General features: G+C 55.0%; 8 protein-coding genes. All 8 read left to right on the top strand.

What is annotated here, in order from left to right; genetic code table 11:
- Positions 1 to 6: 6 nt before the first annotated feature.
- The 8 genes from KE531_18215 to KE531_18180 all read left to right on the top strand — a co-directional run bounded on the left by KE531_18215 (position 7) and on the right by KE531_18180 (position 12056).
- Positions 7 to 1767: an efflux RND transporter periplasmic adaptor subunit gene (locus tag KE531_18215; protein MBR9955530.1), complete on the top strand. Its 1761-nt coding sequence runs from the start codon at positions 7 to 9 to the stop codon at positions 1765 to 1767.
- A 20-nt stretch (positions 1768 to 1787) separates the two neighbouring features.
- Positions 1788 to 2510: an ABC transporter ATP-binding protein gene (locus KE531_18210; protein ID MBR9955529.1), complete on the top strand. Its 723-nt coding sequence runs from the start codon at positions 1788 to 1790 to the stop codon at positions 2508 to 2510.
- Positions 2494 to 3678 (top strand): ABC transporter permease, encoded by a 1185-nt coding sequence (locus KE531_18205; protein ID MBR9955528.1) that lies wholly within the window; start codon positions 2494 to 2496, stop codon positions 3676 to 3678. Before KE531_18210 ends, KE531_18205 begins: the two co-directional genes overlap by 17 nt.
- Before the next feature lie 80 nt (positions 3679 to 3758).
- Positions 3759 to 4772, top strand: a complete 1014-nt coding sequence (locus KE531_18200) for a dipeptidase (GenBank protein MBR9955527.1) — start codon at positions 3759 to 3761, stop codon at positions 4770 to 4772.
- A gap of 217 nt (positions 4773 to 4989) precedes the next feature.
- Positions 4990 to 6603: an SH3 domain-containing protein gene (locus KE531_18195; GenBank protein ID MBR9955526.1), complete on the top strand. Its 1614-nt coding sequence runs from the start codon at positions 4990 to 4992 to the stop codon at positions 6601 to 6603.
- Between the two features lie 191 nt (positions 6604 to 6794).
- Positions 6795 to 7490 (top strand): ATP-dependent Clp protease proteolytic subunit, encoded by a 696-nt coding sequence (locus KE531_18190; GenBank protein ID MBR9955525.1) that lies wholly within the window; start codon positions 6795 to 6797, stop codon positions 7488 to 7490.
- A 118-nt stretch (positions 7491 to 7608) separates the two neighbouring features.
- Entirely contained in the window at positions 7609 to 10362 is a 2754-nt protein-coding gene (locus KE531_18185) for a DNA translocase FtsK (protein MBR9955524.1), read from the top strand.
- A 23-nt stretch (positions 10363 to 10385) separates the two neighbouring features.
- Complete coding sequence (locus KE531_18180) at positions 10386 to 12056, top strand: formate--tetrahydrofolate ligase (protein MBR9955523.1); 1671 nt, start codon at positions 10386 to 10388, stop codon at positions 12054 to 12056.
- Positions 12057 to 12072 lie beyond the last annotated feature (16 nt).

The following is a 12072-nucleotide window of genomic DNA, read 5'->3' as shown; positions in this document are numbered from 1 at the left end:
CAGAATATGGAAGAGAAAAACCTGACGGCAGAGGAAGCAGCTAAGCCGGAAACAGAAGAGAAGGCTTCCCCGGCGCCGAAGAAAAAGAAAAAAAGGAAGAAGGGCGGAAAGAAAATTTTCGTCATTCTCATTGTTGTCCTGCTCCTTCTTATGGCAGCTTATTCTGCGATGAAAAAAGGGAAGAATGCCGAGACGTCGGCGGAGGCATCGGCCGTGCAGACGGCCACGGCTCAGAGGATGGATATTTCCTCGGAGCTTACGGCTTCCAGCTCTCTTTCGCCGAAGGACACGTACCAGATCACATCCCTCGTGGAGGGAGAAATTTTAGAGGCGCCGTTTGAGGAGGGCGACGTGGTGGAAAAGGATCAGATCCTTTACCGGATCGACAGTTCCTCCATGGACCGGGACATGAACTCGGCCCAGACCTCCCTTACACGTGCCCAGGAGAAGCTTCAGACGGCCCAGGAGGACTACAATGAGGCTGTCTCAGATTTCAGCGGAAATACATATAAGGCCACGGAGAGCGGATATTTAAAGAAGATTTACATTGAGGCCGGCGGGAAGGTAGGGAACGGTACGCAGATCGCCGATCTCTACGACGATACCACCATGGAACTTCGTGTTCCGTTTTTATCGGCGGAGGCAGCTATGATTACGGCAGATATGCCTGTCACCGTGACCCTGGAGGATCTGGGGGAAACGCTTTCCGGCCAGGTAAAAACCGTCAGCAGCCTTGATGAGACGCTGACCGGCGGCCGGCTCGTCCGCTATGTCACGCTTACCGTCCCCAACCCCGGCGGCCTCACGACGGACATGACGGCCACGGCTGCGGTCGGCGAATTTATCTGCGCCGCAGAGGGGACGTTTGCCCCGGCAGTGGAGAAAACCATGAACGCCGAGCTTTCCGGGAACGAAAGCCTGGAAATTGAGGCCATGCTGGTATCCGAGGGGACGTATGTGACGGTGGGGACGCCGATTTTTAAGGCTACGGACAAATCCATGGAAAAATTCATGCGGAATTTTGAGGACAGCTTAAACTCCGCCGAGGACAGCCTGGAATCAGCAGAAAACAGCCTGGAAAACACCCAGGACAATCTGGACAACTATACGATCACGGCGCCGATTTCCGGCACGGTCATCACAAAAACCTCGAAGGCCGGAGACAATATCACGAAGGGAACCAGCGGTTCCACGACCATGGCGGTGATCTACGACCTTTCCTCCATGACGCTTGAAATGTCTGTCGACGAGCTGGACGTGCGGAGCGTCAAGGTAGGGCAGGCTGTGGAAATTACGGCTGACGCCATCGAGGGACAGACCTTCTACGGTACGGTGACGAACGTGAGCCTGGAGGGGAATTATTCCAACGGCGTCACAAATTACCCGGTCACGGTGACGCTTGAGGAGACCGGAGACCTGCTTCCCGGCATGAATGTGGATGCGACGATCATCCTGGAAAACTCCGAGCAGGCCCTCTGTGTACCGGCAGGGGCCCTGATGCGCGGAAACCGCGTCTATGTGAAGGATGAAACGGTGACAGAGCCCCAGGGCGGCGTGCCGGCCGGCTTCCGTGCGGTGGAGGTGGAGACCGGCGTTATCAATGACGAATACGTGGAAATCCTTTCCGGGCTTTCCGAGGGCGATGAGGTCTATGTGGATCCCAATGCCGGAGCTTCATCTGTCACCGGCATGTGGCAGATGGGCGGCGGCCGCGGCCCGGGCGGCGGAGGTCCCGGAGGCGGAGGACCGGGCGGTGGACGTCCATAAGCGGGGAGGAGACGGTTCAGATGGAAGACAAGAACAAAAATACGCCTCTCATAGAGTTGAAAAACATTTATAAAATTTATCAGATGGGCGACGAGGAGGTACGGGCCAACGACGGGATCAGCCTGACGATTTACCGCGGCGAGTTTGTGGCCATTGTGGGAAAGTCCGGAAGCGGAAAGTCCACGCTCATGAACATCATCGGCGCCCTGGATGTACCGACGGAAGGAGAATATTTCCTGGGCGGCGAGGACGTCAGCGATATGAGCGACAACCAGCTTGCGGAAATCCGCAACAAGATGATCGGCTTCGTGTTCCAGCAGTACAACCTTTTGCCGAAATTAAACCTTCTGGAAAACGTCGAGCTTCCTCTTCTCTATGCCGGGATGGACACCTGGGACAGGAGAGAGAGGGCTTTGGAGTCCCTGGAGCGTGTCGGCTTAAAGGAAAAATGGAAGAATTATCCGAACCAGCTCTCCGGCGGCCAGCAGCAGAGGGTATCCATTGCAAGAGCCCTGGCGGCCGAGCCGTCCCTGCTTCTTGCCGACGAGCCCACGGGCGCCCTGGATTCCAGGACGGGAAGAGAGGTGCTGGACTTCTTTAAGAAATTAAACGACGAGGGCAACACCATCGTCATGATTACCCATGACAGCTCCATTGCCATGGAGGCCAGGCGTGTTGTCAGGATCCATGACGGGAAGATCAATTTTGACGGAGATGTAAAGGAATATGCTGCAATCATTTAAAATGGCCTTAAGGAGCATCTGGGGCAACAAAATGCGTTCTTTTCTTACGATGCTCGGGATCATCATCGGCGTTGCCTCCGTCATTATCCTGGTGAGCATCGTCAACGGGCAGATGTCCTACATGGTGGAGAGCTTCGCCAGCATGGGCATGAATAAGATCAACGTGAATTATACGGCTCTGGCCTCCAGAACCATAGATGTCGACGAGTTCTATGAGTTTTATGAGGAACATCAGGATCTCTTTGCCCAGATGTCGCCGAACGTGTCGGTGAATGTCACGGTCAAGCATGGCTCTGACACCATGGATGCCACATCCGTGGGCGGGTACAGCGAAGAATACCTGGATATTCAGGGCTATGAGATCGCTTACGGCAGGAACCTGCTCTATTCGGATATGGCTGCGCGGCAGAAGGTGGCCGTTGTCGGCGCGTATGTGGCTTCCGAGCTTTACGGAAGCAGCGAGAGGGCTGTCGGGGAGAATATCAAGCTGAACGGTGAACCGTATCAGATTGTCGGCGTCGTGGAACAGCAGACCGAGGATCTGAGCGATTTTGATGACGGCTGCACCGATGACTTCGTCTGGATCCCGTACAGCCGGGCCGTGAAGATGTCGCGGAATGCCGTTATTACCAACTACATATTTACATCGGCGGATGTCAGTCAAAGCAGCCAGTGCAGATCGGCTCTGGAAGACTTTCTGCTGGACAAATTAAAGAGCGACGATTTCTTCCATGTCACGGCCATGAGCGAGCTTATGGATACCTTAAACGAGCAGATCGCCATGATGTCGGCCATGCTCGGCGGCATTGCCGGGATCTCCCTTCTCGTGGCAGGCGTCGGCGTCATGAATATCATGCTGGTGTCCGTGACGGAGCGTACTAGGGAAATCGGCATCCGGAAGGCCCTGGGAGCCAAGCGGCGCGTCATCATGCAGCAGTTTGTCATTGAGGCGGCCGTCACCAGTTCTATCGGCGGCATCATCGGCATTATCGTCGGCTCTGCGGCTACGACAGGGCTTGGGAACCTGCTTGGAATCCCGTCCACGCCGACGCCGTCGGCCGTAATCATCTCCTTTTCCGTATCCGTGGGTATCGGCCTGATCTTCGGCTACATGCCGGCGGCCCGCGCAGCAAGGCTTAATCCCATCGAGGCCCTGCGGAGCGAATAAGCGCGAAAAGCCCTTGAACTTTCCGGCGGCAGATAGTAAGATAGTCGTTGAGAACTGCCAAAAGAAAGGGAGAATCAGATATGAAAGTTGTGGATATGCACTGCGACACCATTCTGGAGCTGTATGCCAAAAAACAGAAGGGAGAGGCGGTCTCTATCGCCGAAAACGATCTGCACATCGACCTCTCAAAGATGGAAAAGGGAGATTACCTTGTCCAGAATTTTGCCATCTTTACTCCGCTGGAGGAGATCAAAGGGATCATGTCCCCTCCGGAGTACGCGTTCCGCCTTGCCGACCTGTTTTTTGCGGAAATGCGGAAATACCCGGAACGGATCGGCATTGTAAAGAGCTTTGCGGACATCGAGGAAAATCAGAAGAAAGGGCGCATGTCTGCCATGCTTACGATGGAAGAGGGCGCCGTCTGCGAGGGAAAGCCGGAATATCTCCGGATTTTCTATGAGCTGGGCGTGCGGATGTTCACGTTTACGTGGAATTATCAAAACGAGCTGGCCTGGCCAAATCAGGTACATATGACAGGGCCCCACGCGGGCACTTTCGCACCGGAGACGGAGCATGGGCTTACGGAGCGGGGCTTTGAATTCCTGGAGGAAATGGAGCGGCTCGGTATGATCGCCGACGTGTCCCATCTCGGCGACAAGGGGATCTTTGACGTGATTGCCCACAGCAGAAAGCCGTTTGTGGCAAGCCATTCCAATGCACGTGCTGTCTGCGGCCATGTGCGGAACCTGACGGATGAGATGATCCGGGGCATCGCCGAAAAAGGCGGCGTCATCGGTATGAACTACTGCCCGTCGTTCCTTCGTGATGCGGATAAATGGGGAAATCCGGGAAATGAGTATCAGGTTTCCCTGGACGATGTGGTGAACCATATCCGCCATATTAAGAAGGTGGGCGGCATTGACGCCGTAGGCCTTGGCTCTGATTTTGACGGGACGCCGATTTCCTTTGAAATGAAGGGCGCTCAGGACATGGGGCTTCTGGCCGACAAGCTGGCGGCCGAGAAGTTTACGGATTCTGAGATCGAAAAGATTTTTTATAAGAACGTACTCCGGGTGTACCGGGACGTACTATAAAGGGGAAAGGCCGTCTGGCGGGAACGTCAGACGGTTTTTCCATATACGGCAGTCTGCCGCAGGACGCGTAGGAAAACACTTTCTTAATAATTTCACACTTTCGTAAGAATTTATTTTTGCATTTTTTCCTCTTTTATGGTAAACTTGTATGCAGGTGATTTTTGCCGGAGAAGATCCGGCGCTGACGACAAGACAGAATTTCAGAGGAGAGAAGAACATGTTCGATGACAAGAAGCCGGTGGATTATATGGCTTCCATCAATAAGGCACGCAGGAAGCGGAATCAGAATCCGTACTGGAAATACATTGCGGCGGCAGCGGCCGTCTGCGTCGTGGCCGGCGGCATCTGGTTCGGGAGCCGCTTTATAAAAACAGGAGAGGAAGGCGATCCGGAGACGTCCGCAGAGACCGTGACGGCGACGGTGGACGAGGTGACGGCATCCAGAGAAGCCGAGGCTGAGTCCAGGGCGGCTGAAGCGCAGAAAAAGCATGAGGAGGACGTGCAGAATGTGGTGAACTCCTATGCGAATCTCGGGATGGTGCAGGTATCCGGCTACCTGAACATGCGGAAAAGCCCGGAGACAGGCTCCCAGGTGGTCGGAAAGCTCCTTGACGGAAGCGCCTGTCAGATTATGGAGGAGTTAGACGGCTGGTACCATGTGACTTCCGGCGGCATTGAAGGGTATGTGAGTTCAGAATATGTGATTACCGGCGATGCAGCCAGGGAAAAAGCGGCGTCCCTTGTGACGGATCTGGCTGTCGTTTTGACGGACAACTTAAATATCCGCGAGGAACCGTCCACCCAGTCCAACGTGGTTGGTCAGTGCTTAGAGGGCGAGCGGTATGAAATTTTAGGCCAGGAGGACGGCTGGTATCAGATTCCCGGCGGCTATATCTCCATGGACTATGCAGAAAAGCGGTTCGGCCTCAACGAGGCCAGGAAGCTGGATTTAAAGGCCATGGTGTTAAATTACTACAACAATCCCGGCGTCTCCAACGTGACGAATTACCTGAATATCCGGGATGCGGCCAGCGAATCAGACGGAAAGATTATCGGAAAGCTGCCAAGCTATGCCGGCTGTGAGATTCTGGAAGAGACGGACGGCTGGTACAAGATCCGTTCCGGGAACCTGACAGGCTATGTGAAAGGCGACTATATCCTGACCGGCGACGCGGCCCGCCAGGCGGCCATGGAGCACGCGGAGCTGATGGCCGTCGTGAGCACCGACCGGCTGAACGCCAGGACGGAGCCGTCCACGGACGCAAAGATCTGGACACAGATTTCCAACAACGAGCGGTACCATGTGCTCCAGCAGTTAGACGGCTGGGTGCAGATCGAATTTGATGAAGGCGGCGAAGGCGACGGAAGCAATGAGATCACTTCGGCATACGTGTCCACTGATTATGTGGACGTGCGGTATGCGCTGGCCGAGGCCATTAAGTTCTCGCCGGCCGAAGAGAAGGCGTCTCTGAGGAGCCAGATCGTCAACTATGCGATGCAGTTCCTTGGAAATCCGTATGTATGGGGTGGCACGAGCCTTACAAAAGGCGCCGACTGTTCCGGATTTACCATGTCGGTTATGAAACATTTCGGCATTTCCCTGCCGCATTATTCCGGCTCCCAGGCTCAGAGAGGGAAGCGGATCAAGTCCAGCGAGATGCGGCCCGGCGACCTGATTTTCTACGGAAACAGCAGCGGTACCATTAACCATGTGTCGATGTATATCGGAAACGGACAGGTCATCCATGCGGCAAGCAAGAGAAGCGGAATCAAGATTTCCACATGGAATTACAGGACCCCGCTTCGGATCGTCAACGTGATCGGCGACTGATCATATATATAAGCAGAATAAAATCTCCTTTTCCACACAAACTAAGGAAAACTGTGTGGGAAAGGAGATTTTTTTGTATGGAAAACATGTTTGGCCCATGGTTCGGCTACGGCGGAGAAGAGGATCTGGCTTTTCGGGAACGGGAAACCGGGCGCGTCCCGGCGCTTCAGGCGGAGAGAAGAAATGCCGTCATGGAGGCAAAAAACGGAGCGGGCAGATCTTCCGGCGATAAGACAAAGGAAGAAGAGGAGCGGATCCGGGAAAACGGCCAGCTCACCCTGGGAGGCGCAAAGAAGGGGCGCATCCACCTGCTCTCCATCATCGGTGAGATTGAGGGACATGAAAATCTGTCCGGCAGCACAAAGACGACAAAGTATGAACATATCCTGCCGAAGCTTGCGGAGGTGGAGGACGATGAGGACATCGAGGGCGTCCTCGTCCTCATCAACACCGTGGGCGGGGATGTGAGCTGCGGCCTGGCCCTCGCGGAGATGCTGGCCTCCTTAAGCAAGCCGACGGTATCCCTTATCATCGGCGACAGCCATTCCATCGGCGTTCCCCTGGCCGTAGCGACGGATTATTCCTTTATCGTCCCCACCGGTACCATGATGGTGCACCCGGTGCGGATGACGGGCATGGTGATCGGCACGGCCCAGACGTATGAGTATTTCGAGATGATTGAGGAGCGGATCTTAAGCTTTGTGTCAGGCCACAGCAGAATTTCCCATGAAGAGTTAAAAGGTCTGATGCACAACACGAAGATGCTGACAAAGGATCTGGGGACAGTTTTGGTTGGAAAGGATGCGGTGGAAAAGGGATTGATTAACGAGGTGGGCGGAATCCGGGAGGCGCTTTCTAAGCTGTATGAGATGATTGATGGGAAATAGTGCCTTCCCAGCCCCCAAAAAGAACCTGCGTTCTGATTCCGGTTGCAATTTAGGCTCATTTAAGCTATACTAAACCAAGAAGGCTTCGGCCTGGAGTTCTATTAAGGGAGGCTTCGGTTTGGCAGGCAGCAGCAGTAAGAAAAAAACAGCATCGACCTCAAAGAAAAGCACGGCAAAGCGTACAGGAAAAAAACAGGAGACAGGCTTTCTCCAGTCAGAAGTGGCAATACTGGGAACCTTTGCAGTCTCTGTTTTCTTATTTTTAAGCAACTTTCATATCTGCGGGTTCATCGGGGATTTTTTAAGCCAGATCATGCTTGGCGTGTTCGGCTCCATCGGCTATATCGCCCCGGTGCTTTTAACGGCAGGCATGATTTTTTATGCATCGAACAAGGGCAACATCCGCGCCGTCTATAAAATGCTGGCGGTGGAGGTGCTCCTTTTAGTCCTCTGCGGGCTGGCCCAGCTTGTGTTCGGCGGCGGCTACACAGAGGGACAGACACTGAAGGAAATTTATGAAACGGCAGGCGAGAGCGGCATGGGCGGCGGCATTATTGGCGGCGCCCTTGTGGTGCTCTTACATACGGCAGTTGGAACCATCGGTTCCTATCTGATTCTTCTTCTGGCCCTTATTATCTGTCTTGTCTGCATCACGGAGAAATCCTTTGTATCGGCGGTGAAAACCGGCGGCGGGAAGGCGTACCAGTATGCCAGGGAGGATTATGACAGGAGAAAAGAGATCCGCGAGGAGCGGCGCCTCTTAAAAGAAGAACAGAAGGTTCACGGCGTCAACTTAAACTCCACGGATCTGTCAAAGGATGTGCAGACGGCTGTCATGGAAGAAACACCGGAAGCACTGCGGGAAGAGCCGGCGATTGCGGCTTCGGAGCCGGAAAAAGAACCGGCAGCGGCCATGCAGGCACAGGAAAAAATCCAGATGCCGGATCCGGCCGACATTTTTGTCGGGAAAATTGCGGCGCCGCCAACCAGTTTTGCGGCAGACGAAGACGAAGTTCCCTTCGAGGAGGACATCTCCCTTTCCCGCCCGCGGGTGGACGAGGATGTCTTCGTGAGCCGCGATACGAGGACACTGGAGGAAATGGAGCTGTTTTCGGCCCCTTCCTTTGAAAGCGAAGGGCGGCTTTCTGAAAAACAGACGGCGGAAAGTGCGCCGAAACCGTCCTTTGAGGAGCCGGTTCCCGTAGTAGAAGACTCCGGCATTTTCCACACGCCGGAAGAACGCAAGACCGTAGTGACGGCCTCGGGAAAGGTCATCGAGACCGACACGGAAGAGATCGTAAAAAAGAAAATGGAAGCAAGAAAGCAGGCCGCCGCAGAGAAGGCGGACAGCGAGAGCTCCGTCCGCGCGGAGATTGAAAAGGCCGAAGAAAAGGTGAAAAAAGAGTATGTTTACCCGCCGATGACGCTTTTAACCAGGAAAAAAGGAAGTTCCGGCGAGTTTTCCGATAAGGAATACAAGGAGACGGCCATCAAGCTCCAGCAGACATTGCGGAATTTCGGCGTCGGCGTCACCGTCACCAACATCAGCTGCGGCCCTACGGTCACGCGCTATGAGCTGCACCCGGAACAGGGCGTAAAGGTGAGCCGGATTTTGGCCCTGGCGGACGATATTAAACTGAACCTGGCGGCGGCTGACATCCGTATCGAGGCGCCGATCCCGGGAAAGGCGGCCGTGGGAATCGAGGTGCCCAATAAGACCAACAGCATTGTTTACTTAAGAGAGCTTTTGGAGAGCGATGAATTTAAAAAGCACCCATCCAAGCTGGCCTTTGCCGTCGGAAAAGACATCGGCGGCCAGACCATTGTGGCTGACCTGGCGAAGATGCCCCATCTTTTAATTGCCGGCCAGACCGGCTCGGGAAAATCCGTGGGCATCAACACGATGATTATGAGTCTCCTCTACCATTCGTCACCGGAGGACGTAAAGCTCATCATGGTTGACCCGAAGGTGGTGGAGCTGTCTGTCTACAACGGGATCCCCCATCTGTTAATCCCCGTCGTGACGGATCCCAAAAAGGCGGCCGGTGCCTTAAACTGGGCCGTGGCGGAGATGACGGAACGGTACAAGAAATTTGCCGACTGCAACGTCCGTGACCTCAAGGGCTACAATGCGCGGATTAAGAAAATCGAGGAAGCCGGAGACGTCCCGGCAGAGGAAATTCCAAATAAGCTGCCGCAGATCGTCATCATCATCGACGAGCTGGCAGACCTTATGATGGTTGCATCCAATGAAGTGGAAGACGCCATCTGCCGTCTGGCACAGCTTGCCCGGGCAGCCGGCATCCATCTTGTGATTGCGACCCAGAGGCCGTCGGTCAACGTCATCACCGGCGTCATCAAGGCAAACGTGCCGTCGAGGATCGCCTTCTCCGTGGCGTCCGGCGTGGACTCCAGGACGATCATCGACATGAACGGAGCGGAAAAGCTCCTTGGAAACGGCGATATGCTGTTTTACCCGTCCGGCTATCCGAAGCCGGTGCGCGTCCAGGGCGCCTTCGTCTCGGATGGAGAAGTGTCGCGGGTGACAGATTTCTTAAAGGAACAGAATACGGAAGGCAGTTACAGCAGGGAAGTTGAAGCAAAAATGAACCAGCCTGTCCAGGGAGGCGGCGCAGACGGCGGAAACGAGCGCGACGTGCTGTTCCCTGATGCCGGGAAGTTCATCATAGAGAAGGACAAGGCCTCCATTGGGATGCTCCAGCGGATGTTCAAAATCGGTTTCAACCGGGCGGCCAGGATCATGGATCAGCTTGCCGAGGCAGGCGTCGTCGGGGAAGAGGAAGGCACGAAGCCGAGGAAAGTTTTGATGTCCATGGAGGAGTTTGAGGCGTTCTTAGAAGGCGGATACTAAATGAGACAAAGGAGAGAGGGAAGATGAAAACAGACATTCAGATTGCACAGGAAACCGAGATGCTTCCAATCAAGGAAGTGGCGGTACAGTACGGGATTTCGGAGGACGATCTCGAGCTTTACGGAAAGTATAAGGCGAAGATCACCGACGAGCTCTGGAACGAGGTGAAGGACAGGCCGGACGGGAAGCTCGTCCTCGTGACGGCCATCAACCCGACGCCGGCCGGCGAGGGAAAGACGACCACCAGCATCGGCCTTGCCCAGGCGCTGACGAAAGCAGGAAAGAAGACCATGCTGGCGCTCAGGGAGCCGTCCCTTGGGCCGTGCTTTGGAATCAAAGGCGGCGCTGCCGGCGGCGGCTATGCCCAGGTGGTGCCGATGGAGGACTTAAACCTTCATTTCACCGGCGATTTCCACGCCATCACGACGGCCAACAACCTGCTTGCGGCCCTTCTTGACAATCACATCCAGCAGGGCAATGCCCTCGGCATTGACACGAGGCAGATTTTATGGAAACGCTGCCTGGACATGAATGACCGCGCCCTCAGAAACATCGTCATCGGCCTCGGCGCAAAGGCGGACGGCGTCGTCCGTGAAGATCATTTCGTCATCACCGTGGCCTCGGAAATCATGGCGATCCTCTGCCTGGCAAATGACATGGAGGACTTAAAGGAGCGTCTCGGAAAGATCATCGTCGCATATAATTTTGCAGGGGAGCCGGTAACGGCAAAACAGCTTAACGCTGTGGGTTCCATGGCCGCCCTTCTTAAGGATGCCATGAAGCCGAACCTGATCCAGACCTTAGAGCATACGGGCGCCCTCGTACACGGCGGCCCCTTCGCCAACATCGCCCACGGCTGCAACAGCGTAAAGGCCACGAAGACGGCCATGAAGCTTGCCGATATCACTGTGACCGAGGCCGGCTTCGGCGCAGACCTGGGTGCAGAGAAATTCTTCGACATCAAATGCCGCAAGGCCGGCTTAAAGCCGGATGCCGTTGTCCTTGTTGCGACGGTGCGCGCATTAAAATACAACGGCGGCGTGCCCAAGGATCAGCTTTCCGAGGAGAACCTGGACGCCTTAAAGAAGGGCATTGTAAATCTGGAAAAACACATTGAGAACATCCAGAAATACCATGTCCCGGTTGTCGTGACCTTAAACTCCTTCTTAACGGACACAGAGGCAGAGTACGAATTCATTAAGAACTTCTGTGAGGAGAGAGGCTGCGAGTTTGCCCTGTCCGAAGTATGGGCCAAGGGCGGAGACGGCGGCATGGATCTGGCTGAGAAAGTGATTCAGACCTTAGAGACAAAAGAAAGCCATTTTGCGCCGCTTTATCCCGACGAGATGAGCATTTCCGAGAAGATCGAGACGGTTGCAAAAGAGATTTACGGCGCCGGCAAGGTGGTTTACTCCCCGGCGGCCAAGAAGGCCATCGCAAAGATCACGGACATGGGCTTCGGCTCCTATCCGGTCTGCATGGCAAAGACCCAGTACTCCCTCTCCGACGACCAGACGAAGCTTGGCCGTCCCGAGGGCTTTGACTTAAATGTCCGCGACGTCTATGTGAGCGCCGGCGCCGGCTTTGTCGTCGCCCTGACAGGCGCCATCATGACGATGCCGGGACTGCCGAAAAAACCGGCAGCCGACAACATCGACGTGGACGCAGACGGAAAGATTACCGGACTTTTCTAGGCCACGGTACGCCGGC

The sequence above is a fragment of the Eubacteriaceae bacterium Marseille-Q4139 genome (genome assembly GCA_018223415.1).
Taxonomy (GTDB): Bacteria; Bacillota; Clostridia; order Lachnospirales; family Lachnospiraceae; genus CABSIM01.
The sequence above is the reverse complement of the archived record's forward strand: the minus strand, read 5'-3'. Positions and strand labels throughout refer to the sequence as shown.